Source organism: Rhodococcus sp. 15-2388-1-1a (assembly GCF_002259145.1).
Classification (GTDB): Bacteria; Actinomycetota; Actinomycetes; order Mycobacteriales; family Mycobacteriaceae; genus Rhodococcoides.
The window spans coordinates 140221-166379 of record NZ_NPFP01000003.1; the positions used below are offsets into that span (position 1 = coordinate 140221).

23 protein-coding genes are annotated in these 26159 nt (G+C 63.3%); 7 read left to right on the plus strand and 16 right to left on the minus strand.

Features of this window, described 5'->3' with window-relative positions; all coding sequences use genetic code 11:
* Positions 1 to 49: 49 nt before the first annotated feature.
* The 3 genes from CH302_RS02455 to CH302_RS02465 are packed head-to-tail and all read right to left on the minus strand — an operon-like array spanning position 50 to position 3140.
* On the minus strand, positions 50 to 727 hold the full coding sequence (locus CH302_RS02455; RefSeq protein WP_082323782.1) for a TetR/AcrR family transcriptional regulator: 678 nt from the start codon (positions 725 to 727) through the stop codon (positions 50 to 52).
* On the minus strand, positions 724 to 1545 hold the full coding sequence (locus CH302_RS02460) for an alpha/beta fold hydrolase (protein ID WP_230596391.1): 822 nt from the start codon (positions 1543 to 1545) through the stop codon (positions 724 to 726). The genes CH302_RS02455 and CH302_RS02460 overlap by 4 nt, the downstream gene beginning before the upstream one ends.
* Positions 1542 to 3140, minus strand: coding sequence for a flavin-containing monooxygenase (locus tag CH302_RS02465; RefSeq protein ID WP_052047949.1), 1599 nt, complete (start codon positions 3138 to 3140; stop codon positions 1542 to 1544). Before CH302_RS02465 ends, CH302_RS02460 begins: the two co-directional genes overlap by 4 nt.
* A 362-nt stretch (positions 3141 to 3502) precedes the next feature.
* On the opposite strand from CH302_RS02465, the gene CH302_RS02470 reads away from it, so the two are divergent.
* A complete protein-coding gene (locus tag CH302_RS02470) occupies positions 3503 to 4189 on the plus strand; it encodes a TetR/AcrR family transcriptional regulator (RefSeq protein ID WP_052047948.1) in 687 nt (228 codons plus the stop codon).
* On the opposite strand, the gene CH302_RS02475 is transcribed toward CH302_RS02470, so the two are convergent.
* A complete protein-coding gene (locus CH302_RS02475; protein ID WP_037193981.1) occupies positions 4149 to 4358 on the minus strand; it encodes a hypothetical protein in 210 nt (69 codons plus the stop codon). The two genes, CH302_RS02470 and CH302_RS02475, sit on opposite strands and share 41 nt — an antisense overlap.
* 614 nt (positions 4359 to 4972) lie before the next feature.
* Here CH302_RS02475 and CH302_RS02480 point away from each other — a divergent pair.
* Positions 4973 to 6322: a lipase family protein gene (locus tag CH302_RS02480; RefSeq protein ID WP_037194204.1), complete on the plus strand. Its 1350-nt coding sequence runs from the start codon at positions 4973 to 4975 to the stop codon at positions 6320 to 6322.
* A gap of 42 nt (positions 6323 to 6364) precedes the next feature.
* Here the strand turns inward: CH302_RS02480 and CH302_RS02485 are convergent, their stop codons facing one another.
* The 6 genes from CH302_RS02485 to CH302_RS02510 form a co-directional block, all read right to left on the minus strand.
* Positions 6365 to 7708, minus strand: coding sequence for a lipase family protein (locus CH302_RS02485; protein WP_037193979.1), 1344 nt, complete (start codon positions 7706 to 7708; stop codon positions 6365 to 6367).
* Between the two features lie 220 nt (positions 7709 to 7928).
* Positions 7929 to 9917: an SDR family oxidoreductase gene (locus tag CH302_RS02490; RefSeq protein WP_037193977.1), complete on the minus strand. Its 1989-nt coding sequence runs from the start codon at positions 9915 to 9917 to the stop codon at positions 7929 to 7931.
* Positions 9914 to 11695, minus strand: coding sequence for an N-acyl-D-amino-acid deacylase family protein (locus CH302_RS02495; RefSeq protein ID WP_037193975.1), 1782 nt, complete (start codon positions 11693 to 11695; stop codon positions 9914 to 9916). The genes CH302_RS02490 and CH302_RS02495 overlap by 4 nt, the downstream gene beginning before the upstream one ends.
* A 42-nt stretch (positions 11696 to 11737) precedes the next feature.
* Positions 11738 to 12844 carry a PDR/VanB family oxidoreductase gene (locus tag CH302_RS02500; RefSeq protein WP_037193974.1) on the minus strand — a complete coding sequence of 369 codons (1107 nt, stop codon included), beginning with the start codon at positions 12842 to 12844 and terminating at the stop codon, positions 11738 to 11740.
* Entirely contained in the window at positions 12841 to 13719 is an 879-nt protein-coding gene (locus tag CH302_RS02505) for a metal-dependent hydrolase (RefSeq protein WP_037193972.1), read from the minus strand. Before CH302_RS02505 ends, CH302_RS02500 begins: the two co-directional genes overlap by 4 nt.
* A gap of 2 nt (positions 13720 to 13721) precedes the next feature.
* Positions 13722 to 14642: an alpha/beta fold hydrolase gene (locus CH302_RS02510; protein ID WP_052047947.1), complete on the minus strand. Its 921-nt coding sequence runs from the start codon at positions 14640 to 14642 to the stop codon at positions 13722 to 13724.
* A gap of 144 nt (positions 14643 to 14786) precedes the next feature.
* Here CH302_RS02510 and CH302_RS02515 point away from each other — a divergent pair, with 144 nt between their 5' ends.
* Positions 14787 to 15461, plus strand: coding sequence for a TetR/AcrR family transcriptional regulator (locus CH302_RS02515; RefSeq protein ID WP_037193967.1), 675 nt, complete (start codon positions 14787 to 14789; stop codon positions 15459 to 15461).
* Between the two features lie 498 nt (positions 15462 to 15959).
* Here CH302_RS02515 and CH302_RS02525 read toward each other — a convergent pair whose 3' ends face one another.
* The gene (locus CH302_RS02525; protein ID WP_255137228.1) at positions 15960 to 17159 is read right to left on the minus strand and encodes a lipid-transfer protein; all 1200 of its coding nucleotides are present in this window, start codon (positions 17157 to 17159) and stop codon (positions 15960 to 15962) included.
* A 301-nt stretch (positions 17160 to 17460) separates the two neighbouring features.
* Here CH302_RS02525 and CH302_RS30960 point away from each other — a divergent pair, with 301 nt between their 5' ends.
* Positions 17461 to 18051, plus strand: coding sequence for a CsbD family protein (locus tag CH302_RS30960; protein WP_371828452.1), 591 nt, complete (start codon positions 17461 to 17463; stop codon positions 18049 to 18051).
* A 53-nt stretch (positions 18052 to 18104) separates the two neighbouring features.
* Here the strand turns inward: CH302_RS30960 and CH302_RS02535 are convergent, their stop codons facing one another.
* Entirely contained in the window at positions 18105 to 18401 is a 297-nt protein-coding gene (locus CH302_RS02535; protein WP_032376174.1) for a hypothetical protein, read from the minus strand.
* Between the two features lie 105 nt (positions 18402 to 18506).
* Positions 18507 to 19472: an alpha/beta hydrolase gene (locus tag CH302_RS02540; RefSeq protein ID WP_371828453.1), complete on the minus strand. Its 966-nt coding sequence runs from the start codon at positions 19470 to 19472 to the stop codon at positions 18507 to 18509.
* A 297-nt stretch (positions 19473 to 19769) separates the two neighbouring features.
* On the opposite strand from CH302_RS02540, the gene CH302_RS02545 reads away from it, so the two are divergent.
* Positions 19770 to 20168 (plus strand): hypothetical protein, encoded by a 399-nt coding sequence (locus CH302_RS02545; RefSeq protein WP_037194198.1) that lies wholly within the window; start codon positions 19770 to 19772, stop codon positions 20166 to 20168.
* Positions 20169 to 20211: 43 nt separating this feature from the next.
* Here the strand turns inward: CH302_RS02545 and CH302_RS02550 are convergent, their stop codons facing one another.
* The 3 genes from CH302_RS02550 to CH302_RS02560 all read right to left on the minus strand — a co-directional run bounded on the left by CH302_RS02550 (position 20212) and on the right by CH302_RS02560 (position 22739).
* Positions 20212 to 21534 (minus strand): NAD(P)/FAD-dependent oxidoreductase, encoded by a 1323-nt coding sequence (locus tag CH302_RS02550; protein ID WP_037193961.1) that lies wholly within the window; start codon positions 21532 to 21534, stop codon positions 20212 to 20214.
* A 109-nt stretch (positions 21535 to 21643) separates the two neighbouring features.
* Complete coding sequence (locus CH302_RS02555; RefSeq protein WP_037194196.1) at positions 21644 to 22261, minus strand: DUF305 domain-containing protein; 618 nt, start codon at positions 22259 to 22261, stop codon at positions 21644 to 21646.
* Between the two features lie 82 nt (positions 22262 to 22343).
* On the minus strand, positions 22344 to 22739 hold the full coding sequence (locus tag CH302_RS02560) for a DUF6153 family protein (RefSeq protein ID WP_037193959.1): 396 nt from the start codon (positions 22737 to 22739) through the stop codon (positions 22344 to 22346).
* Between the two features lie 151 nt (positions 22740 to 22890).
* On the opposite strand from CH302_RS02560, the gene CH302_RS02565 reads away from it, so the two are divergent.
* On the plus strand, positions 22891 to 23769 hold the full coding sequence (locus CH302_RS02565) for a universal stress protein (protein WP_037194193.1): 879 nt from the start codon (positions 22891 to 22893) through the stop codon (positions 23767 to 23769).
* Positions 23766 to 26156 (plus strand): phosphoketolase family protein, encoded by a 2391-nt coding sequence (locus tag CH302_RS02570; RefSeq protein ID WP_037193957.1) that lies wholly within the window; start codon positions 23766 to 23768, stop codon positions 26154 to 26156. The genes CH302_RS02565 and CH302_RS02570 overlap by 4 nt, the downstream gene beginning before the upstream one ends.
* Positions 26157 to 26159 lie beyond the last annotated feature (3 nt).

A 26159-nucleotide genomic window follows, 5' to 3' on the forward strand; every position in this document is an offset into this window, starting at 1 on the left:
AATTCGCGACCGGCGACGAGTTGAAACAGATCACCGACGGCGAGGACGCTCAGCTCTCCAGCGTCAACGAGTGAGGTGCCGACGTGAACGTCGCAGCGGATCCCGCGGCGCGCGCTATACCCGCGATTCCACCCCACACCATCATGGTGAGGTAGTCGACGAGCTCGTCCACCGTCATGGTCCGATCGAAGATCCACCAGTGTGACGCCAGCCGAACGGCACCGATCATCGCGAAGGCGATGGGCATCGAGCCGGCCGTGGAGAACTGTCGCTCTCGAAATCTGTCGGCGATGACACCGGCCAGCAATTCTGCGATCAGTCCCTCCGCGGCGGTGATGACGTCTCGGTTGCCGGAGACGGCGTTGTTGGCGTGAACGTAGATGTAGATCTCGGGATCGGTGGCGACAGTCGTGACGTAGGCGGAGATCACTGCGCGGGTGAGGTGGTACTCGTCGAGGTCGTCGGACATCGCGTCTTGGATACCAGGCACCAGCACCGTCTCGACGTATCGCGCCATCGCAGCGTCCGCCAGGCCCTTCTTGTCGGCGAAGTGCTTGTACAGCACGGTTTTCGAGACGCCGTTCGCCGAGGCGATGTCGTCCATGCCGATGTCGTGCCCCTGCTGACGAATCGCGGCCAGAGTGCAGTCGAGCAGTTCACGCCGCCGGGTGATCCGGTGATCGCGCCACCGGAGACTTCGCCCGTCGACCTTCTCCGGCACGCTCACGCCGACTGCGAGACGGTTCGAGATCCCCTCAACAGAATCGACGCCACCAGTTCCGGATCGTCCGACATCGGTACGTGCCCGAGCCCCGAGTACGTCGTCACGTCGGCCTGCGGAAATGTTCGACGCACCAGCGGTGCCTGATACACCGGCAGAACCCAGTCGCGACGGCCCCACGCGACCGTGACAGGAACGGACTCGTCAACCGGAATGCTGAAGCGCGGCACTGCGTTACCCGCCGCGTCGATCGCGCGGTTGGTGGTGATACTGAGCGCGTCGATGGTGGCCGTGGCCACGGGAACTCGCCACGGCTTGGCGTAGAAGACGCCATTGGCGATCGTGCGACCGACGACCGAACGCATCACGGCCGGTGCGATCGGACTGATCGCTCGGGACAACGCGCGCAGCAATCGGAACACGAGCAGCGCACGTGTCTGATCCCAGTGTCCGCGGAAGAAGCCGGCCGGAGACAGCGCGGTGGCCGAGGCGACCGACCCACGGGCGGCGAGTTCGAGTGCGAAGTATCCGCCCAACGAATTCCCGGCCACATGTGGCTTCTCACCTTCCACCGCCACGTGCTCGAGGAACCGCTCGAGCTCGGCGACGATCCACGGGCCGAGGTCGAACTCCTCGGTGGGGAGCTCCGGCGAATCACCGTGGCCGGGCAGGTCCACCGTCACCACTCGCCGGTGCCGTGCCAGTGTCTCGACGACACTGTCCCACGCATGTTGCCGGTGCACGATGCCGTGGATGAGTACCAACGTCGGGCCCTCACCCCGGATCGTGTGCGCCAGAGTCAGCCCATCGATGTCCGAAGTCACTGCATACCAATCTTTCTCGACTCGATGCGGTACACGTTCTCCATACCCGACGGGTTCGATCCGGCCACCTTCGGTTGCGCCGCACGGCCGAACGTCATCGATTCCGTCAGATCGTCGAAGCGCGCGTCGATTCTGTCGAGAATGTAGTTCTGGCGTACCGACCACGGGCGCTCCGTCCCTGATTTGGGGAGTTCGTTCAGAGACCGCGTGACGTAGCCGGAGGCGAGATCGACGACCGGACGAGATTCCACGGCCTTGCCCTGACGGTCCGGGGTCGCGTGGGTGTATCCGTGAGATCGCATGTACACCAACAGTTTCGCTACCGCCTGGGCCGTCATGTCGGCTTTGAGCGTCCACGAAGCATTCGTGTACCCGATGCACCAGGCAACGTTGGGCACATCCTCGAGCATGTGGCCCTTGTAGACGAACTTGTCGTGCGCCTCGAACCGCGTTCCGTCCAGGGACAGCTCGATTCCGCCGAAGGCCTGGAGCTTCAACCCCGTTGCGGTGACGATGATGTCGGCGGGAATCTCCTCTCCCGATTCCACGCGAATACCGTCGGCGGTAACACCGGAGATCCGGTCGGTCACCACCGTCGCGCGACCGGAACGAATGGCCTTGAAGAGATCGCCGTCCGGCACGACGCACAGACGCTGGTCCCACGGGGCGTAGGTCGGCTTGAAATGCTTGTCGACGTCGTATCCACGCGGCAGCTGCGCCTTCGTCATCGCCCGGAACACCCTGCGGGCCGTCTTCGGTGCCCGTCGACACAACTGGTACGAGCCGACCATCAACAGTGCATTGCGCCACCGCAATGCACTGTGCGCCAGCGAGTCCGGCAGGAGGCGCTTGGTGATCGTGGTGAACGGATCGGTCATCGGTAGTGACGCGATGTAGGTGGGTGAACGCTGCAGCATCGTCACCGACGCGGCGTCGGCCGCCAGAGAGGGCACCAATGTGATTGCGGTTGCGCCACTTCCGATCACGACGACCCTCTTGCCGGTGTGGTCGAGCCCTTCCGGCCACTGCTGGGGGTGCACCACCTGCCCGCTGAACTCCTCGAGCCCGGGAAGATCGGGGGTGTACCCACCCGAGTAGTCGAAGTAGCCGGTGCACAGGAACACGAATCGACTGCGGTAGGTAGTGGGAACACCGTTCGTCAGCGCGTCGACCGTCCACAGGTCCGTCGACGAATCCCAGTTCGCCGCAGTGACCATGGTCGAGAAATGCGTGTGCTCGTCGATACCGTTGGCGTAGGCGGTATCGACGATGTAGTTGCGGATGTCTTCGCCGTGCGCGAGCAGAGTGTCTCCCTGCCACGGCGTGTGCGGGAACGAGAACGTGAAGATGTCGCTGTCCGACCGAATTCCGGGGTATTTGAACAGATCCCAGGTACCGCCTGCCCGCTCGCGGCCCTCGAGGATCGAGTAGCTCAGCTCCGGAGCCATCTCCTGCAAGCGATATGCGGCGCCGACGCCCGATATGCCGGCACCGATGATGAGAACGTCCTTGAAGTTGTCGACAGTATCGTCGACCTCGGGCCACCTACCTGGGCTTTTCGTCACGCCACGCCTCACTGTCTTGCCGAACACCATCGCAATGTCGACCGACTAAGCAGCGGATCGCGACTTACATCACACAATGTGCCATTGACGAGTGGTGGTGTCAATGACAGTCTTCAACGCATACCGAAGACAGGAACCCCTCATGAACTTCACTCCCTCCGTTGGCTGCACCCCCATCGCGCCCGGAACCAGTACCCGATGACTCCTGTGGTGGTCGGGGCCGCAGGAGTCATCGCCCTCGTCCTACTCGCGTCGAGGGGATCGGGTCTGGACTTCAACCGACGTTCCCTCACGGCGGCGTACGCCTCGAGCTCGGCGCGCGCTCCCCGAGAAAAGTGCAGGCTGCGCTCGACGAGCTGACCGCCCACAACACCGGTCAGTAAGCTCGCGTCATGTCCGACAGGAAGTATGCAGGCAGATCTGCGGAGGAGCGCGCATCCGAGCGTGTCACCCGACTGTTGGACGCAGCCCTGACGCTGTTCGGCACCCACGGATACGCCGCGACGACGATAGGCATGCTCTGCTCCGAGTCCAATGTCTCGACGCGACACTTCTATCGCGAGATCGGCAGTCGCTCGGAGTTGCTCAAGCTGCTCGTCACGTCACTGAACCGCAGCGGCGAAGACGCGGCGCGTGATGCCATCGGTGCGACCGGCCCGCAACCGGTGACGACATCGATAGAAGCCGCGATTCGCGCGTATCTCGACGTCACGTGCCACACCCGCACAGCAGCTCGCGTCTGTTACGTCGAGGTCGTCGGCGTCAGCACCGATATCGAGTTGTGGCGAACCCGCCAGCGAGACGTGATCGTCGATATGTTCGGTGGACTTGCATCGGCTGCGGCGGCCCGAGGGGAACTGGCGGACAGGGACTATCGGCTGGTCGTTCTCGCAATTATCGGTGCTGCCAACATCTTTGCCCAGGAATGGGCACTTGCACCTTCGCCCGATGCCACTTTCGCGCCGTACGTCGACACCCTGGTCGAACTGGCCAGGGCAGCTCTTGTGGATCACGACCGAGCGAACGACGATCTCGCCGTCATCCGGTCGCATACCGCAGCAGGCTCCGATAGACGTTGATGTCCATGTCGACAGCGCCGGTACGTATCAGTGCCCGGTGGACTCGGGCTCGGAATTCACCGCGCCCGATGCCGAACCGGAGAAAGATCTCGGACGCCTCGGGACCGCCGTACGGCTCCCATTGCGCCGCGAAATCGAGCAGCATCGCATCCTCGGTCGAGTTACGCATCGACGCCTCCGTCTCTGTCGATCAACTGCTGCAACCGCGTTCGCGCTCGGTCCCGTCATCGAGTGCGTGACAGGACCCGTTCAGTTCATCACCGGCACAGCGCCGTGGTCCATCGGACATTCGCGTACCCCCGGTCGCATCCGGTTGTGCAGTTGGACAACGAACGGCGGTAGCGAGCCGGGCGTGCTGCCGTGAGGTTCCCCAGGTCACGCGATGCGACCGGACATGCACCCTGCTAGCATGCCAGTTATCAATGAACCATCCGTTGATGGCTTATATGCTGTGGCAGCGAGAGAAGGTGCACGATGTGGCTCGTCGTTTACATCGCTTTTCTTCTATGGCTGGTCGTGTCGACCATGCTGGCCGTCTGCATGGGCACGGTGATCTCCCGAAGCAGCCTGGAAGATGAGGCCGCCGAGATGCGTCGACGCATCGGGAAGCCTCGGAGAGAACCAACACTCCCGCCACACCACACTGCCGCTACCCCGCAATCCCGAAGACTGTGACGGAGCGTCGATTCGGCAGAATCCACAAAATTCGTGTGCTATCTTACCCACCGGTAACAACACGTGATGCGCCTCACATTCGGAGGCGTGTGGGTCGGGGGAGATCGAATGGTTGGTTCAACGCTGCGGCGACTGTTGGCAATTGCCTGTGTGGGGGCTATCGGAGTTGTTGCCGCACCGACGGCAACGTCAGCGCCGGTTCAGGATCCGTTCTTCCGGTACTCCGGCGAGGTTGCGCTCGCAGATCTCGAACCCGGAGCTGTTCTCGCGACTCGGACCGTTCCGTATCACGTGGTGAACGTGCCGACGCCTCTGCAAGCAATCCAGATTCTGTACAGATCGACGGACTCGCAGGGCCGTCCCGTCGCGAACGTCACCTCCATTCTGCGGCCACCGAACGCGCAACCCGACAAAGTGGTCGCGTACCAATCCGCCTACGACTCACTCAATCCCGACGACAGCCCCTCACGCGCCATAGCCGGAAACACACCGCTGCTCGGTCTGACGCCGAGCGGCCGCAACGTCGCGGTCGGCGGTGTGGTCGCATCGGGTGAAGCTGCCATCCTGGCACCTCTCCTCCTCCTCGGGTACACCGTCGTCGTTGCCGATACCCAGGGCCCCACAGCGAATTTCGCCGCAGGGCCCGAATACGGGCAGATGACTCTCGACTCACTGAGGGCGTCCCAGCGAGTACCGGAGACGGGCATCGACGACGACGCAGAGATCGGGCTGATCGGGTACTCGGGTGGTGCGATCGCAACCAACTGGGCGGCCATCCTCGCCCCCAGCTACGCACCTGACATCGACGACAACCTGATCGGTGCCGCCCAAGGCGGATTGCTGGTCGATCCGGCCAAGAACCTGCGCTACATCGAAGGAAGTATCGGATGGGCAGGCGTCGCAGGTATGGCGATCATCGGCCTCGGACGTGCCTACGACATCGACTTCGGTCCGTACTACAACGACCGTGGACGCGACCTCTTCGCGCACGTGGACGACGCGTCGATCCTGAACGTGCTGTTCCAATATCCGGGCCTGAAGTGGGCGGACGTGGTCACCCCGGAGTTCGCCGACCCCAATTCGGTTCCCGAGTTCGTCGATGTGGTCAACAAGATCAACATGGGACAGGCTCCAACTCCCACCATCCCGATGTTCGTAGCGCAGGCCTCGAACGGAATCCTCGAGGGCACCCTTCCCGGGCCTATGGGTACCGGACCCGGGGACGGCGTCATGGTTGCCGGCGACGTCCGCAGCCTGATGAACAAGTACTGCGACGCCGGCCTGTCCATTCAGTACGACGAGTACGACACCATCAGCCACACCGTCGGTGCAGCCCTGTGGCTTCCCGGCGCGTTGGCATGGTTGACGGATCGATTCGCAGATCGCCCCGCTCCGAGCAACTGCGGCCGCATCGCTCCGGGTAACTCACTTGCCCCGCAGGCGCATTCGCCCCGCTGACACACGGGCCGACGGCGGCTGACCAACCGAGCCAACGCCACCTCAACTTCCTGGAAATCCCTCCGGCAGTGGCGCGAAATCCGCCTTGAAGGTCGGGCCGGGGGGAAGTCCGCGAAGCACGGCAGAAATCCATGCCACCGCTGGCGGAAAACCGACTGTGGAGTTCACGAGATGTTCCGGTATCGGTGAGGTGTAGAACCGGAGATCGGCTCCGCTCTCCCAGTATTTTTCCACCGTCGGCAGAACCGAAGACTGCGGAATGAGCTCATCCCACACTCCGTGCCACCACAGAATCGGACTGTCCGGAATGTGCTGGCCGAGACTGTTGTCTTGCAGCACCTTCAGGACTCCCGGTGCGGTGGCCAGAGTTTTTCCGGGTTGGAAGTATTCGCTGATCGGCCGATACACGCCGGTGAGGGCTGCGCTGTAGACGCAGCGGCTCTCCAGATCGGCCACCAACTGCTGACCTTCCACGGTCAACAATTCACTGCTGTCGAAGACTTCGGGGTACTGACGCGAGAGCGCAGCGAATCCGAGCCACATCGTGAAGTTTCCGGTGCCTGCAATTCCCGTCTGTGGTTCGGTCGCGTAATTCGAGAGCGTCACGAGATCGCCGGGCGTCCCGCCGACCGCCGTACCACTCAACGCGATGTCCGGCGCGTAACTCTGCCGAAGTTCGGCAGCACGCAACGATCCCGAACCGCCGCCCGAGTAGCCGTACAGCGCAATCGCGGATTCCGACAACCCCAGGCTCATCTCGTTCTTCATCGCCCGCAGCGAGTCGAGCACCATCTTGCCCTCGTCGTACGCGTTGAACGTGTTGTTCTTGCCATCGAAGTCAGGAATGTTGATGGCAAATCCCTGCGCCAACCACCCTGCAAGCAGCGCAGACTCTTTCATCGTTCCGACCTGAAGGGTGAAGGAAGGGTTGCACGACGAGTCGGTGGAATCTATCGCTTCCTGGAAAGACACCACGGGTCGCGGGCTTCCCGTCCACGGAATTCCCGGAACGACAACCGTCGTCGCAGTCACGGTCGGTGTGTCGTGCACGTCCGATGTCCGGTACAGAATTTGCCGGGTGTAGACGGGAAAAGGAATACCCAGAATGCGCGTTTGCACCTCACGCGTGCGCACGACTGCACCAGGCTCCAAGTTCTCGATATCCGACGGGTCGTCGTACCAGGGATCCTCGTCGGGGACCGGCACAGGCAGCACCTCGTACAACTGCGGTTCCGACGGTAGCTGTGGCAGCTGATTCTGGTCCGACGGAAAGGCCGGTGGGAATTGCGGATTCGCCTCTGCGACTCCTCCCCCGGCCAGCACTGCCCCGACCACCAAGAGAATTACCTGAGCGCGTCGCGCCCACCGACCACCTGAATCGATCATTGGATGAGATATCCGTTCTGCTGTCCCGACGAAGTACCCGCGAGAGGGTGAGAGTGAGCCGAGTGGCTTCCGAGAATCAGCGTAAGCCACACCACACCTATCTGACAAGATGTATTTTCACTTGGTGCCAGCAGAGTCGAATTTGCCTGCATCGGAATCGAACCCGACTATCCAGACGGGACGGATCCACGCCGTTTCCCGAACGACGACGCCGGAGGGTCTACCACTGCGCGCCGGGAACCATCGCGGCGAGACGACGAAAGGGCTTGGGCGCGTGCCGATCACGTCGATCCGATGCGGGCACGTCCTCGAGCACCGCGGTGTCGGACATGTCGGCCCGCAACGCACCCCGGGCAGCCGGAGAGTCGCCCATGGCCTGATGCATGGCGCTCGCGATCCACAGCTTCAAGCGCGGTGTGAACGTATGTCCCCATTCGCCGATCGTGCCGAGAGGAACGTCGATTCTCCGGGGTCGCTTGACCAGAGCCCGCACCACCATGGCGGCCGCCGTCTCGGGACTCGTGATCGGTCCGGCGTGATAGCCGTCGGACGGGGAGATCATCGGCGTATCGACCAGCGGGAGGTGAATGGTGGTGAACGTGATCCCTTCGTGCAACAGCTCGGTCGCTGCCACCTCGCTGAATCCGTCGAGTGCCGACTTGCTCGCCACGTAGGCGGCAAACCTGGGCGCGTGATTCTGCACCGCAGCACTGGAGATGTTGACCACGTGGCCGAATCTGCGTGCCTGCATCTGCGGAAGCAGACCCATGGTCATTCTGACGGCACCGAAGTAGTTCACGGCCATGGTTCGCTCGAAGTCGTGGAACCGATCCGTCGACCGAGCAAGAGAGCGACGAATGGATCGGCCGGCATTGTTGACCAGCATGTCGACGTGACCGTGGTCGGCGAGAATACGAATGATCGTGGCGTCCACGGCCTCTGCGTCCGTCACGTCGCACACGTAACCGAACGCCCGCCCACCGTTGCTGCGGATCTCGTTCACCGTTGCCATCAACTGTTCTTCGTTTCTGGCCAGCAGTATGACGAGGGCGCCGTCTTCGGCCACCCTGATCGCAGTCGCGCGGCCGATGCCCGACGACGCCCCGGTGATGACGATGTGTCGGCCCACCAACGGCCCCCGGGGGGACGGGCGCCGGGCGCGAGTGGGATCGAGGTGGTTGTACCAATACGTCCACAGACCGGTGGCGTAGTCGGCGAGCGGCGGATACGTGATGTCACTCCCCCTCAGGGCCAACGACGTTATCGCGGAGGAGAATTCGGTGGGGATCGCGAAGTGCTCGAGCACGACGCTCGGTAGGTCCAGACGTCTCAGTACCGCCGACCGGAGCAGCCGTAGTTGCCGGTGACGAGGATTTCGCAACGCGAATCGCCCCACGGACCCGGGCAGCGAGGCGACCGGATGCGGAGCTCCGGCCGCAGAAGCCAATGCCTCGTACACCTCGCGCACGGGCTGAGGTGTCGGGTTGACGAGATGGAACACCCGCTCCGTCCCGGTGTCGGTGAGCATCAGATGCACCAGCGCGCGAGTGACCACATCGACCGGAACCAGATTGGTCGCACCGATAGCGGGCACAGCCACCGGAAGACCGGCAGGGAGCGCGGAGAGCAACTTCAACGCGCCGAACAAGTAGTACGGACCATCGATCTTGTCCATCTCGCCGGTTCTCGAATCTCCGATCACCGCTGCCGGGCGATAGACCTTCCACTCGAGTCCGTCCATGCCTCGCACGAGCTTCTCCGCCTCGAACTTGGTGCGGTGGTAGGCAGTCGGAAAGCCCTGACCCAGATCGAAGTCGTGCTCGGTGAATCGTCCCCGAAAATCGCCCGCGACTGCGATGGACGACACGTGGTGCATGACGGCACCGGTGCGCAGGGCCAGGAGCGCTACCTCGCGTGTTCCCTCCACGTTCGTCACGGCCTGATCGTCACCCGCGGTCAGGTCGTAGACCGCACCGAGATGCACGACGTGATCGAGACGGTCCGGCAACACCCCGTCGTCGATACCGAGACCCGGTTCGGTGAGATCCCCGATGATCGGCAGCACCCGGTGATGGGACGCAACGCGATCCAGCGATCCCGCTCGCACCAGCACGTGGACCGACGCCGATGGATCCCGATCGAGTATCTCCTGGACCACTCGCCTGCCGAGGAATCCGGTTCCGCCGGTGACGAAGAAATTGACGCTCACAGTGCACTCCTGATCAATTGTTCGGTCGAGTCGATGTCTCTGGAATACGCACCGGCTCTGAGGAAGCGGCCGGTCTTACCGCCGTTCTTGCCCGCGGTGAATCGCCCGCCGCGGAACACGACTTCTCCGGCAACGACGGTTGCGTCGACCGCTTCGTCGTTGCGGTTGACCATGCGAGAGATTCCGCCGAATTGTTCGATCGGTGCCTCGTACACGCCGTCGACACTCGCGTTCAGTCCCGATGGGTCGACTATCACCAGATCGGCACGGTCACCGAGCCGTAGATGACCGGCATCGATTCCGAACCACTGGGCCAGTTCACCGGTCAGTCGGTGCACGGCGTGCTCGACCTTCATGAAGCCGGTGTCGTGCACTCGCTTCAGCAATCGGATCGGGTAGTTGTAGAACGCCATGTTGCGCAGATGTGCCCCGGCATCGCCGAAACCCATGTGCACTCCGGAACTTCGGGCCAGTCTGTCCGCATACTTGGGCCGGTCGTTCGCTATCGTCGTCCGCCAACGCAGCGACTTTCCGTACAGCACAACCAGATCGAGGTAGGCATCGACGGGGTGGATTCCCCGTTCATCGGCTAGTCGGCCGAATGTCTTGCCGACCATGGATGCATCGGGGCTCGCCACGATCACCGCGTCGTAGAAGTTTCGGTGCCAGATACGAGGGCTGAGTTTGTCGTCGTAGTTCTTGCGGAACCATCGGCGGTAATTCTCGTTGCGCAGCAGTTCGTTTCGTTCCACTTCGTCCTGCAGATGCAATGCGGCGGCGCCGGCACCGAACTCCTCGAACACGACGAGGTCGATACCGTCGGCGTACACCGTGAACGGAACCGGTAGGTGCTGCCAGCGGAAGTCGGTCTTGGCGAACTTGTTCAGCAGCGGAGCCACGGCAAGCATGAGGTAGACGATCGGTGGATACGCCTTGGAATCCGCTGCCGAGAGCAACGACGTCTTCAGCTTGGGGCGGCCGCTCAAACCGGAGCTCTCGGCGAAGAACGCGGCGATGTTGGGATGAAAGTTGATGGTCGGTGCGCTCTGCAGGATTCGTCCGCGATCACGCAGAATTCGGTTGAGGAACCGCAGTTCGCGCCACCGCGAGTACGTCGAGGGCAGTGACCTGGACCGGAATTCCTTGCCGTCGATCTTGTCGAGCTTGTTGGTCATCGACGACAGGCCCAGGAACCCGGCATCGAGGCTCTCGGTGAGCATCTCACCCATTGCATCGAGCTCGGATGCGCTGGGGCGGTATCCGGTCGAGGTGGCCTTGGACATTCCCAGGACCGTGGTACGGATGTCGGAATGACCGATGAACGCCGCGACATTGGGACCGAGCGGCAGCGATTCGAGTACCGACACGTAGGTGGAGGGGCTCGTCCAGCTTCGGTGATCGTCGAGAATGTCGAGCATCGACTGACGAGGTATCGCCTCGACTCGACTGAACAGATCCGCACATTCTTCCGGGGTGGAGAACACGGTCGAGAGCGAGCAATTGCCGATGACAACGGTCGTCACCCCGTGCCGAACCGACTCGGGCAGCAGTGGATCGACGAGTACCTCTGCGTCGTAATGCGTGTGTATGTCGACGAATCCGGGCATCACCCACTTTCCCCGGGCATCGAGAACGTCGGTGTCACGACCCACCGGAAGCGGGTCGGCGGAGATCTCGGCAACGAGTCCGTCGCGAATGCCCAGGTTGCGCATCCGCCCTTCGGCACCGGTGCCGTCGAACCACAGCCCGTTCTCTACGACGAGATCGAAGTCGTGCATCGTTGGTGCTCCTTCTGGTTCGGAATGTGGTCCTGAAAAGGGTCAGAGGTCGAGCACGAGCCGTTCGCCCTGCGAGCGTGATACGCAGATCAGCATGTGGTCCGCTCGCTCGGCATCGGTCAGAGCGCCGTCGCGATGATCCGGTGTACCGCTCAGCACTCCGACGATGCACGTGCGACAGAATCCTTGTCTGCAGGAGTACGTGGTGTCGGGTTGCGCCGCAACGATCGCGTCGAGTGCAGAGACGTCGGCGGGCACGTCGACGACTCGACCGGATCGGGCGAGTTCGACCGTGAACGCCCGACCGTCGACGATCGTCGGTGCCGAGAATCTCTCGAAATGGAACTCGCAGTCGGCGAGGGCATCGGCACCGGTCCGCAACGTACCGATCATCGGCGCGGGTCCGCAGGCATAGATCGCTGCGAACGGGCGGATGCCGGTGAGAAGTTCGGCGGAGGTCGGTAGGCCGTCGACATCATCGGTGCGGACAGTCACCTTGTCACCGAATGCGAGCACCTCCGGCACGAACGGCAACGAGTCGGTGCTGCGACCGGTGTAGACCATCGACCAGCTGATGCCGAGGCTGTCTGCGAGGCGCAGCATCGGCAGGATGGGGGTTATCCCGATACCGCCGGCAACGAAATGCAGATGCCGGGCCGGCGATCCGTAGCCCGGCACGGCAAAAACGAACGCGTTGCGCGGTTCCGAAATCACGATCTCGGTCCCCACGTCCAGAACGTCGTGCACTTCCACCGACCCGCCCCCGCCATCGGGGATTCGCCGCACAGCGATCCGGTATCGGTCCGCGTCGGCCGGATCTCCACACAGCGAGTACTGACGGCGGAGCCCCGAGGGCAGCGTGAGATCGATGTGTGCGCCGGGTCGCCACGGCGGGAGAGCGCCTCCTGACGGTCGGGTGAAGGTCAGGGCAACGACGTTGTCGTCGCGGGCCTCGACGCTACGGGCGCTGACGACGACTGTGAGGGATCTGTCCACCGGTTGCCCGGCGGGCATAGTCCTGCGGAGCCGACCGACCGCGGCCATGTGCGCGTTCATCAGGGTGGAGATGACACCGAGAAACAGATCCCGGCGGCGGCGTCCGTACAGATCCGGCGGGACGGCCGTGGGCACCGGACGTGCGCTTGTCATCGCGCAGCCGCTCGCGCGGCCGGAGACCAGGCCAGGTAGGCCACCGCCTGCGCGGTGTTGCCCTCGTGTTCCGGCGAGTAGGAAGGTTTGAGATATCGTGCGACTCCCCAGGTCAGATGCGCAAGCGATGGCAATGCGTCACGCCTCATCGCGCCCATCCAGGCGACGAAGATGCGCAGGTATCCACTGTTCTTCAACGACGGGTCCTGTCGAACGATGTACTTCGTGCCGCGGAGCATGAGTATCAAGAACCCGACGAACGCAATGATCATGGCGATGTTGCGTCGGAAATAGCCGACGCCGAAGTATTGGGCGACATCGTGTGCGACATTCCGGTGCTCGACCTCCTCGGCACCGTGCCATCGATAGAGATCGATCATGGTGGGGTCGCCGCCCAGTGTGTCCCACTGCGAATTGAGTGCGTAGTCACCTAGAAATGCCGTCATGTGCTCGATGGCACCGATCAACGCAATACGTTCGACGAGTTGCTGACGTTCACCCCTCGGTGAGCGGCCGGGGCGTGGACCGAGGACACGTCGCATCAGGAACTCTGCCTGCGCAGCGAACGGCCGAGGATCTATGCCATGGGTGTCCAGAAAGTCGTAGAGCACCACATTGTGGGTCTCGGCGTGCATCGTCTCCTGTCCGATGAAGCCACGGACGTCTTCGCGCAGCCTGTCGTCCTCGATCAACGGGAGGGCTTCGGCGTACGTGGCGCAGAACCAGCGCTCACCTTCCGGGAGCAACAAGTTCAGGGCGCTGATCGTGTGCGAGGCCACGGGCTCGTCGGGAAGCCAGTGCAGAGGTGTGTCCGTCCAATCGAACTCGACGTTGCGCGCGGTGAGCGAGACGACACCTGGATCGAGGGGGTCCACGGCTAATCCTTTGCTGTGTGCTTGTCGATGAAAGCTGTTGTGGCCGAGGCCACTAGCTCGGGGTTCTTGAAGGGAAGCCAGTGCCCGGACTTCACTCGACGGATGTCGACCTCGGCGGCCCACTGGTCGATGTCCGAGAACGAGGCCGGGCGAACGGCCGGGTCGCGAGTGGGTATCAGCAACTGGGTCGGCACCGAGGTGAAACGGTTGCTCGGAAACAGAACGGTGCGGAAGATGTTGGCCCGGTATATCCGTAGACCCGAGACCATGTCGTCGGTGAAACTCTCTGCCAGGTGGATGTCTCGACGGTCGACCCGTTCGACGATGCGCAGGAACAACGACCACAGATACCGCGTCCCGAAGACCCTGAAGAAGGTCCTCGACAGAATCCCCGACATGAAGAAGAGCGTGTACATGCCCGAGATGACTTGAGTGAACCACTGCCACAGCGCTATCGGGGTTCGCGCGGCGAGCCGTGACTGCATCCACCGACCCATGTGATGGAGACTCGGTCCCGAGATCGACGTGAACGATGCGATGGCCCGATGCGCTCCTGGCCTGCATACGGCATCCCACACCTGCACCGATCCCCAATCGTGCGCGAGAACATGAACGGGTCGATCGGCCCGAACGCTGTCGACGACAGCGAGGAAGTCGTCCGCCAACTGCTCGATCCGCATCTCGGCGACAGTTCCTTGCGAGGTGGACCGTCCATGACCGCGGGTATCGTAGGTGACCACCCTGAACGAATCCACCAGACCCGGCACTACGCCGTCCCACAGGTGGTGGGTGTCCGGCCACCCGTGCACGAGAATCACCGTCGGACCGTGCAGGTTTCCCTGCTCGAATACCGACAGCTGCGCACCGGTTACCTCCACCGTTCTGTGTTGTGGCTGAAACGACCGGTCGTAGGAGACTGGCATCGGCAGGACGCTCCTCAGTGAAATGGACCGTCGGTACGCTTTTCGTTACCGGCGGTTACGGCTACACCATGGCGCAGTCCGACGCGGTATGTCAACCCCTGTCGGACAACACCGAGCTCGCGAGAGCGTCCTAGACTGACCGCCGTGCCCGACTCTCGAAGATCTCCGAACTCCCGGCAGACCCGCGCCCGCGAGGAATTCGTCGATGCTGCGATCCGAGTCATCGATGCCGATGGTCCGAATCCGAGCATGAACGCCATTGCTCGTGAGGCCGGATCGACGAAACCACGCTTGTACCGACAGTTTTCGGACAAGTCCGACCTGCTCTCCGCGCTCGGCGAACGCATGGCCGACGAGGTGTATCAACTCGCCGTCGCGGACTTCAACTTCCTTCTGGACGCTCCGTCGTCGGCATTGCGCCACGCGCTGCGTGGCTACTCGAACGTCGTGGATCGACACCCCAATGTGTTCCGTGTTCTGGCCCAATCGCGTTCGTGGACGGAGGACAGTTCCTCGGGTGCGTTCGATATCGGAAGGGACGTTGCGCGCCGATTCGCCGGAGTGGCAACCTCCGTGCTGCAGTCGGTAGGCCTCGAGAACGACGGGGTCGAGTTCACCAGTCGAGCTGCGGTGGGCGCGATCGTCGCGACGACGGATCTGTGGCTCGAAGAGGAATCCGAGACCATGGATATCGATCGGTTCGTGGACCAGCTGACCGATCTGATCGGCGGACTCCTGAGAGCCTTCCTGGAGCGAACCGGAGTCGAGATCGACCCGGAAGAACCTGTGTTCGTGATCCTGGCGAAGCTCAAGCAATGAGATGCCGCTGAGACACTCGTGGTCTTCATCGAGGCCACCTGTCCACCAGCGCTGCGGTGCGACGATGCAGATCGTTGAAACGGCAGACCAGATACGCCAGCCACGCCAACTCTGTCGGAGGATCGGGAATCAGAGTCGAAGGCAGAGTCGAAGGCAGGCGAGCGAATGCGTCGCCGGACAGCGAGCGAGCATTCGCAGGGTAAGCCGTCACATCACTGGACAGGACCGGAGGCGCCGACCGAACGTCGTAGACTATCGCGAATTCGAGTTCGTGTTGATTCCGATGCGCGAACACCGCAACGAATTCCGGGTGCCCCCACCTCGCTATATCCCAGGTTATCGCCCCGACATCGATAGCAGCTCGAAAGAGCCAGTGCTGCATGTGAGTTCGAGCTTCGTCGTCGACGGTGAAGCGATCCACATCGTAGAAGCCGTCGAGGCGACGAACGCGGTCCCTGTTCAACGTCAGCAAGTCCGGCACCGCGTGGCGCCCAGGCTTCACATCACCGAACGGTAGGCGGTCACCACCGCAGCACCGCCCAGCCCGATGTTGTGCTGCAGAGCAATTCGCGCACCGGGCACCTGACGGTCCCCGGCTGTCCCACGCAGCTGCCACGTCAATTCGCTGGCCTGGGCCAGACCGGTGGCACCGAGGGGATGACCTTTGGAGATCAGTCCACCGGAGGGATTGACCACCCAGGTGCCGCCGTAGGTCGTCAGATCCTGATCGATCAACGTCCCGCCCATGCCCTCGTCGCACAGCTCCAGAGCCTCGTAGGTCAACAGCTCGTTGACCGAGAAGCAGTCGTGCAATTCGATGACATCGATGTCGGTGGGGCCGATGTTCGCTTGCTCGTACACTTTTCGAGCTGCGTGACGGGTCATGTCCGCGCCGACGATGCTGATGGCACTGTGGTCGTCGAACGTGGACGGCAGATCGGTGACCATTGCTTGCCCCACGATTTCGACCGCCCGATCCCACAGTCCACGCCGCTCCACGAATGCCTCACTTGCGAGTATCACCGCACCGGATCCATCGGAGGTGGGCGAACACTGCAAGCGTGTCAATCCCGCAGGCTCGTAGATCATCTTCGATGCCGTGACGTCGTCCAGCGAGTACTCGTCGTCGAATTGCGCGTACGGATTGTTCACCGAATGGCGATGGTTCTTCACCGCGATCCGCGCGAACTGGTCGGTGGTGGTGCCGTACTTGTCCATGTGTTCGCGCCCCGCCGCGCCGAACATCCAGGGCGCGGCCGGAAACTGGAAGTCGAACAGCTCTGCCTCGGCCTGGATGTGCAGCCCGAGCGGCATGGCTCGATCCTCGTAGGCCACCGACAGCGAACCGGGCTGCATCTTCTCGAACCCGAGCGCCAGGACGCAGTCGGCGAGGCCGCCCCGGATCGTCTGAGTCGCCAGATACAGGGCCGTCGATCCGGTGGAGCAGTTGTTGTTGACGTTGGTGATCGGAATGCCGGTCATGCCGAGCTCGTAGACGGCGCGTTGACCGGAAGTCGAATCCCCATACACGTACCCCACATGCGCCTGTTCGACGTCTGCGTACGAGACACCTGCGTCGGCGAGGGCCGCGGTACCGGATTCCCGGGCCATGTCCGGATAATCCCACCCCGGTTTGCTGCCCGGCTTCTCGAACTTGGTCATCCCGACGCCGATGACGAACACTCTGTTGCCGCTCACGGTTCTGGGCGCTCCCCTCGACATGGAATCGACCATGGTGGCGGTCGGCGCATCCGTGCGGACACCCGTCGACTGTGGCGTAGAACCGATCTTTTCGACAGGTGCACTTCACCGACATTTCGACCGCCCGGATGGACACAATGCACAACGCCGAGTGCGCACGGTCGATAGTGACCCATCACACTCCCGTCGGACGTATGTTTCGGAGCAGCCGGTTCGACTCATACTTATCGGCGTCCTCCGCGACGCCCCCAGCTCCGGATGACCGGAGACGACCTACACGAAAGAGGTACGCACCGATATGGCCGACTTCATCGACAAGGCTCAGCACAAGGCAGAAGAACTGGCCGGGACTGCGAAGGAGAAGGCAGGCGAGGCAACCGGTGACGACAGCCTCCGCGCCGAAGGTGCCACCGACCAGGCCAAGGCCAACACCCACCAGGCCGCCGACAAGGCTTCCGACGTAGCAGAGAATGTTGCCGATTCCGCTGCCGGTGCAGCCAAGGAGGCCAAGCATGCCGCCTCCGACGTCGCCGACAAGGCGGCCGACGTTGCCGAGGACGTCAAGGACACCGTCAAGGACAAGGTCGCCAACGTCGATGCCGACGACGTGAAGGAGAAGGCCTCCCAGGTCGCCGACAAGGCAGCCGACAAGGCCTCCGCCGTCGCCGACGACGTGAAGAACACGGTTCGCAACATCGACAGCGACGATGTCGCCCAGGCCGCGAAGGTCGGCACCCCCGTCATCGCCGCCATCGCAGCCGTTGCCGGCGCTGTCGCGTTCGTGCTGATCCGTCGACGCAACCGTCGCAACAGCGCTGCGCACCTGTTCGTGCCGTCGAAGCGCACCACCCGCAAGCTCGCCAAGAAGGCCCGCAACCACAGCTTCTGAAGGTAATTGCACAGAAAAGCCCCGCCTCCATCCGAGGCGGGGCTTTCTCGTCCCTACAGCGGCTTCAGTGCCCGGCTGGGGACCCAGTGTGTGACGGTTTCGCTTCGGTCACGCGACATCAACTCGTACGTGACGCGACCGAGCCAATCCCCGTCCACGGTGATGGACCATTCGACCAGATCTCCCGGCACCACGCGTCGCACGTCGAATCCCTCGGGATTGAACTTCGAGGCGTGGTGCGGCGGTAGCGGGTAGAGGATGTTGAGGTCGATCCAGACCTTCAGCGGCGGCCGGAGCAACTTGAAGGGGCGCACGGCAGACGCCGGTCGAGGTTGCGCGCGCCGTGCCATCGTTCGATCATACGTTCGATTCACGCGACGAACCACCGCCCCTGACAACGAAGAACGGCCACCTGAACGCGAGGTGCAAGTGGCCGTTGTTCGGTGTCGTATGGATCAGATGCCGAGCGATCCTGCCAGGAACGGCCAGGAGTTGTGCAGGTCGTCCTGCCAGTAGCCCCACGAGTGGTTTCCGATCGGGCGGAAGTCCACGGTGGCCGGGATACCGAGCTGGTCGAGGCGCTTGGCCAGGTTCGAGGTGCAGAAGTTGGTGGCAACTTCGATGCCGCCGCCGACGATGACCTGGTTGGCGAGCGTCGCCGGGTCGTTCTTCAGACGCGGGTTGGCGTAGGTGTCGTTCGGGGCACCGGGCAGGCCGCTGCCGGTGCTCATGTAGATCTGCGTTCCGCGGAGCTTCTCGGCGTTGAGCAGCGGATCGTTCTCGCGCCACACGGGGCCGTCGAGCGGGCCCCACATGTTCTCGACGTTGCCGCCGCCGTAGGTCTCGACGACGAGCTTGACGAACTGCTGACCGATGGGGTCGGAGGTCTGAGCGCAGCCGCTGTACGCAGCGACGCCGGTGAACTTGCCCGGGTACTTGATCGCGATGTTGAGAACCGAGGTGCCCGTCATCGACAGCGCTGCGAGCGACTGGCGACCGTTGGTGTCGAACTGGGCGTCGATCAGCGGGGGCAGTTCCTCACCGAGGAAGGTGCTCCACTTGTTGCTGCCGAGCTTCGGATCGTCCTGGAGCCAGTCGGTGTAGTAGGACCACTTGCCCTTCTGCGGAGTCACGATGAAGGCGTTCTTGTCCGAGAGGAAGGCCTCGGCGTCGGTCTGCGACTGCCACGATGCGGCATCCTCGCCGCCGCCTGCACCGTTGAGCAGGTACAGCACGGGACGCGACACGCTCTCGTCGGCGGGGCGCTGCACCGTGACGGGGATGGTGCGGTTCATCGAAGCCGAGTACACCTGGAGCTGAACCTGGCGGTTGTCGAGGGTGTTCACCGACTCGATCCGCGATCCGTTGCTCGACTGCGTCGTGGCCGCAGGCAGTTCGTCTGCGGACGCGACGGGCGTCATCAGCGCGGTCGGAAGAATCGCCACTGCGAGGGCGACGGCCGTAGCCGAACCGATTCGCCGGAAGCCGTGTCGTCGAGATCGTGGCACGCTGTTTCACCTTTTCGTCGAGTTACACCGGTCGAGTTTCTACATCGGCCGAAGATGAGGTGACGTTACCTCGAGCAAACGTCCCGAGCGTTATGGACCGGACGAATCCGAGACGCGATCGTGATGCTCTCGGTCGTGGTGGCGAATTGTTCCCTCGGTACGGGTGTCTGTGGTCTATTGGGTGCCCGCCCCGCGAAGGAGTCGATCGAGATGTTTCGTCGCACCGCCGTCATTGCTTGCGTCATTGCAGGTGCCGCCGCCCTCGGCATGGGAACGGCCGCCGCCGACGAGTGGCCTACTCCGCCGCCGTATCCGAGTCCGTCTGCTCCACAGGACGTCACCGGACTGTTCCTCACGCCTCAGGACCCGGACTACTGGAACCCCTTCGTCAGCGAGAATCGACTCACCTCGCCCTACGGCAACAGCACCCGCATCGTGTGCACCGGATTTCACGGCGTGCTCGGCTCCTGCTGGCAGGCCGATTCGAATGGCAACCCGCACAAGCTGATTCTGCTGAACATGAACTATCCGGGTTCGACGGGCCAGCTGCTGCCCGGCGGTGGTCCCGGGCACTTCGTCTACCCCGGTTTCATACCCGGCATCGGCTGACCCCGTCGACACCGGCAGCAACTGACCTGAGTGGACGCTCAGGTCAGTTGTACGGCTTACGCGCCGTTTCCGGGTCGCCGTACGTGATGGCCCGTTCGCGCCGGGTCCCGGTGGCCAAGGTTGCGGCCCAGTTGATCAGTGTCCCCACGCGGTTGCGGTTGCCGGCCAGGAACGCGATGTGGATGACGCCCCACGACACCCAGCCGAGGAATCCGGACATGCGTAGCGGCCCGGCCTGCACCAGTGCATGACCTCGGGCGATGTAGGCCGCGGTCCCGAGGTCTCGGTACTCGAAATCCTTTCGCGCAGAACCGGACAGGTCTGCTGCGATCGCCGCGCCCGCTGCTCGGCCGCCCTGCATCGCCACTTCGGCGACGCCCGCAAGCTTGTTCAGCGACATGATGTCTCCGACGACGAAGACGTTGCGGTGTCCCGGGATCGAGAGATCCGGTTGCACGGCGATGCGCCCGGATCGGTCCTGTTCGACGCCCATCGCGTCGGCGAGTTGCTTCACGAACGGAACGGCTTCGACGCCTGCGGTCCACAGCACCGTGTGAGTGTCGTAGCGAGTGACCGTCTTCGGCTCGGCCTTGGCCGTCACTTCGACGTCGGTGGCCGTGACATCGGTGACGTGCACCCCGAGATGCGTCTCCACACCCACGGTGTCGAGGGTGCGCTGCGCCTTCTTCGTCAACGAGTCGGGGAACGATTCGAGGACGCGGTCACCGCCGTGGAAGAGAAGCACCCGCGCTTCCGACGGGTGGATCGAGTCGAACTCCTTCGCCAGCGCTCGGGAGGCGAGTTCCCTTATCTGACCGGCCAATTCGACTCCGGTCGGACCTCCTCCCGCCACGGCGAACGTGAGCCAGGGTCGGCGTTCGTCGGCGGTGGGCAGGGATTCGGCCATCTCGAAGGCGGAGATCAGCTTTCGCCTGATCGCGAGGGCATCGTCGAGGGTCTTCATCCCCGGTGCCCACTGCACGTATTCGTCGTGGCCGTGATAGGCCTGCTGCATTCCGACGGCAACGACGAGGTAGTCGTAGGGCAGCTCGAACGTCGAGCCGTCGAACCGACTCGCGGTCACCACTCCGCCGTCGCCGGCCGAGCCGTCGCCCACTGCGGTCACCGAGGTCGCTTCACCCAATGCCACGTGCACGTTCTTCTGCTTGCGCAGCAGGTGTCGCAGTGGACTGGCGATCGAGCCCTCGGACACCAGACCGGTGGCGCACTGATAGAGCAGTGGCTGGAAGACGTGAGAGGTGCCTCGTTCGAGCACGGTCACATCGACGTCCTCGTTGCGCAGACGTCGGGCCGCATGAAGTCCGCCGAATCCGCCGCCGAGGACCAAAACCCGTGGACGTGCCATGTGAACGCTCTCCCTCGGACCGAACTGCGGAGATGGATTCTCCGATATTCGAGCCTACTCGAGTGCCGCACCCCCGGTCAGGGGGTACGGCACTCGACGTCGATGCAGATCAGCCGAGCAACACCCGCATGGTGTCGATTTCCTGTTGCTGCGTGGCCACGATGGTGCGAGCCATCTCCTGCGCGTCGGGGTTCGAGCCGTCGGCGATCTCGCTGTTCGCCATCTCGATCGCGCCTTCGTGGTGCTCGATCATCATCGTCAGCCATCGGCGGTCGAACTCGGGGCCGGTGGCCGCAGTCAACGCGTCCATGTCCTGTTGGGTCATCATGCCTGTGCCCGAGCCGTGGTCCATCTCGCCCATGTCGGACGAGGGTGCGGGCTGACCCCATTCGGCGAGCCAGGCGGTCATCCGCTCCATTTCCGGTTGCTGCGCGGCTTCGATCGCCGACGCCAATGCCACGACGTCCGGATTGTCGGTGCGGTCCTCGACCATTGCCGCCATCTCGATTGCCTGTGCATGATGCGGGTACATCATCCGAGCGAACATCACGTCCGCATCATCGAACCGAGCGGATGCGTCGACCTGGGTAGATGGCACCGACGACGAGTTCGACGCGCCCCTCGAATGGCCGTCCATCGGCATGTCGGAAGTGTCGCTGCTGCAGCCGGCGACGAGGAATACGCTCACGGTGGCGGCAGCCAGCGACGCGACGAGTGTTGTACGCATGTGAATCTCCTTGAACAAGTGCGAAATACAGGGATCTTGGTATGCCGATTCGCCGGTGGTCGTGCATCCACCGGGCTCCCTGTCACACTCGCAAGGTCACCGATCTGTCCAGCTCCCAGAGGGTCCACGGCGGCGCACGCTCCGAGACGGAGTCGGTGCGCCCTCCGATACCGTCCTCCGACATCGGCGAGTGGACGCAACCGACGCTCGCCGATGGGACCGACAGTGCAGCCCACGACACCGTTGCTCCCGCGCACGGATGCATCATCTGATGTGCCGACGGGCCGTCGTGGTCACCGGCCGCCACCTGTACCGGATCATCGTGGTGGGCCGTCGACGCCATGGCCGAGTGTTCGTTGCTCATCGACGTGCTCGGTGTCGCCGAGTGCATCAGCAGCACCCCGAAGACGGTCAGTGCGATCAGCAATCCGGTCGCCGAGGCAATGCCCGGGCGACTGCGTCGGATCACTGAATGCATGTCGTCGACGATAGCAAGACATACCCCCTAGGGGTAGTCAGCGGGGACTTCCGCCCCGCACCGAAGGACTTCCGCCTCTGTCGGCGACGGTCCCATCCGGGCCATGCTCGTCATGTATCTGCACACGTGGGGCAATGGACGGGAATTCGTCATGAATGCATCGAGCCGGGTAGTCGTCGGAGTGGACGGATCTGCAACATCTCTCGACGCGGTCCGCTGGGCAACACGCGAGGCTGTTCGACGCCACGCTCCGCTCGAGTTGGTCACGTCGTCTCTGTTCGCGCCGGGAACCTACGGGGATGCCATCAGCCTTCGGATCGGTGCGTTCTCCGACCCGGATGTCGAGGCCAAGCGTGTGCTGACCACCGCGGTCGATGTTGCGCACAAGGCCGCAGCAGGCAATTCACTGATTCTCGACACCCGCCTCGAACACGGCTCTGCTGCACGGAACCTGACGCACTTCGACGTCGCGCCCGCCATGATCGTCGTCGGGTCGAGGGGTCTCGGCGAGTTCACCGGCGGGTTGATCGGGTCGGTCAGTACCGCAGTTGTCACGCATGCGAAATGCCCTGTTGCAGTGATCAAATCGAATACCGTCAGCGACGGTCCGGTCGTCGTCGGGGTGGATTGCACCGCCAACAGCCAACCTGCCATCGGATTCGCACTGAAGGAAGCGTCACTTCGAGGCGTCGACCTCGTCGCCGTGCACGCCTGGAGCGACCTCGAGCTCGGCAGTGTGTTGACGCGCGACGACGAAGGTCCGTGGGTCGATTCCGAACTCGCCGAGAAGACGTCGTTGGCGGAGAGCCTTGCCGGCTGGTCGGAGGACTACCCGGACGTCACCGTCCACCGTGTGGTGGTTCAGGACAGGCCGGTTCGTGAGCTGGTCCGTGCATCCGAGTCGGCGCAGTTGATCGTGGTGGGAAGCCGCGGCCGGGGTGGATTCACATCGATGCTTCTCGGTTCCACCTCGCGTGCGGTGTTGCATTCGGTGGATGTTCCCGTCGTCGTCGTCCCCACGAACCGATGACCGCGCCCACCACCGAAACCGGTTACAGCTCCGATGACCTCGACGCAGACCTGCGCTACTGGGCTGCGGCGAACTACCTCACGGTGGCGCAGATCTATCTGCAGGACAACGTGTTGCTGCGTCGACCCCTGGAATCCGAGCACATCAAGCCGAGGCTGCTCGGGCACTGGGGCACGAGTCCCGGACTGTCGATGATCTACACCCTCCTCAATCGCATGATTCGTCGAACCCATTCGGACTGGCTGTACGTCACCGGTCCGGGCCACGGCGGTCCGGCATTGGTGGCCAACACCTACCTCGAGGGAACCTACAGCGAGATCTACCCGAAAATTTCGCTCGACGACGAGGGCGTCCAACGTCTGTGTCGGCAATTCTCCACTCCCGGAGGCATTCCGAGTCACGTCAGCGTCCAGACGCCGGGCAGCATCCACGAGGGCGGCGAGCTGGGCTACGCCCTCGTCCACGCCGCCGGTGCAGCATTCGACAATCCCGATCTGATCGTCGCCTGTGTCGTCGGGGACGGCGAGGCCGAAACCGGGCCGCTGTCCGGTTCGTGGAAGATCCCGGCCTTTCTCAACCCGATTCGCGACGGTGCCGTGTTGCCCATCCTGCATCTGAACGACGGAAAAATCTCCGGACCAACGGTTCTCGGACGCACCACCGATCAATCGATCGCGGACTACCTGAGTGGCCAGGGGTGGGCACCACTGTTCGTCGAGGGCGACGACCCACGAGAGGTGTTCCCGGCGCTTCACTCTGCCCTCACCCGAGCGCACGACGCGATCGAGAGAATCCAGCACGCCGCCCGCAACGGAGAACCGCAACACGACATCGCATGGCCCGCTGTCGTTCTACGCACCCCCAAGGGCTGGACCGGGCCGCACGAGGTGGACGGCAAGCTCATCGAAGGCACACATTGGGCGCACCAGGTGCCGCTGTCGGGAGTCCGCGAGAACCCAGCGCATCTTGCACTGCTCGAGAAGTGGCTCCTCTCCTACGATCCCCGGTCGTTGTTCGACGACAACGGTGCTCCGGTCGACTCCATCCGCGAACTCGCTCCGTCCGGCACCGAACGCCTCGGTGCCACGCCGTATGCAAACGGTGGTCTTCTGTTGCAGCCCCTCGTGATTCGCGATCTCGAGAACTACGCGCTCACCGTGGAGTCCCCGGGTCGCACGTCGCACGAGACGACCACCGTGCTCGGGGAGATGATGCGCGATATCTACCTCGACAACGCACAGCCCCACGGTGGCGGCAACTTTCGTCTGTTCTGTCCCGACGAGACCGCGAGCAACCGCCTGCAGGCCGTGTTCGAGGCCACCGACAGATGCTGGCAGCTGCCGACCACCGAGTTCGACGACGGTCTAGGTCCCGACGGCCGCGTGATGGAGGTGCTCAGTGAGCACCTCTGCGAGGGCTGGCTCGAGGCGTACCTGCTGTCGGGTCGACACGGCCTGTTCGCGAGCTACGAGGCCTTCGCCATGGTGAGTGTGTCGATGCTGATCCAGCACACCAAGTGGCTTCAGCACGCCGCCACACTCGCATGGCGAGCACCGGTGGCGTCACTCAACGTGCTGCTCACCAGCACGTGTTGGCGCAACGACCACAACGGATTCAGCCATCAGGGTCCCGGACTGATCGACGCGGTGATCCCTCTGGCACCGGACGTCGTGCGCGTATGGCTACCACCGGATTCCAATACCCTCCTCGCCGTTGCCGATCATTGCTTCCGCAGTCGAGGTCACGTCAACGTCCTGGTGGTGGACAAGCAGAGTCACCCGCAGTATCTGACGCTTCCCGAGGCACGGGCGCATGCAGCGGCGGGTGCGTCCCGCTGGGACTGGGCCGGCACCGAGGAGACCGATACCGAGGAAGATCCCGAGATCGTTCTGGCGTGTGCCGGCGACGTGCCGACCGAGGAAACCCTGGCTGCCGCACAGTTGTTGCGCACGTGGACTCCCGAGCTCAGGGTCCGCGTGGTCAACGTCATCGATCTGATGGCGCTGCTTCCCGTCGTCGATCATCCGCACGGATTCTCCGACGAGCAGTTCGTCGATCTGTTCACCGCCTCGGTCGATGTGGTCTTCGCGTTCCACGGCTATCCCCGCGCGGTGCACCAACTGATGCACGGCCGACCCGACGCCCAGCGGTTCCATGTTCGTGGATTCATCGAACAAGGCACCACGACAACACCGTTCGACATGGTGGTGCTCAACAAGATCAGTCGCTATCACCTCGCGCTCGCAGCACTCGACCGGGCGGGCACTGCGCCGGCCGGTGCCGAACGACTGCGGCAGCACTGCCAGGACCAACTCGTTCGGCACGATGCCTACATCCGGGAACATTTCGAGGATCTTCCCGAGATTCGACAATGGCGGTGGTCGTGACCG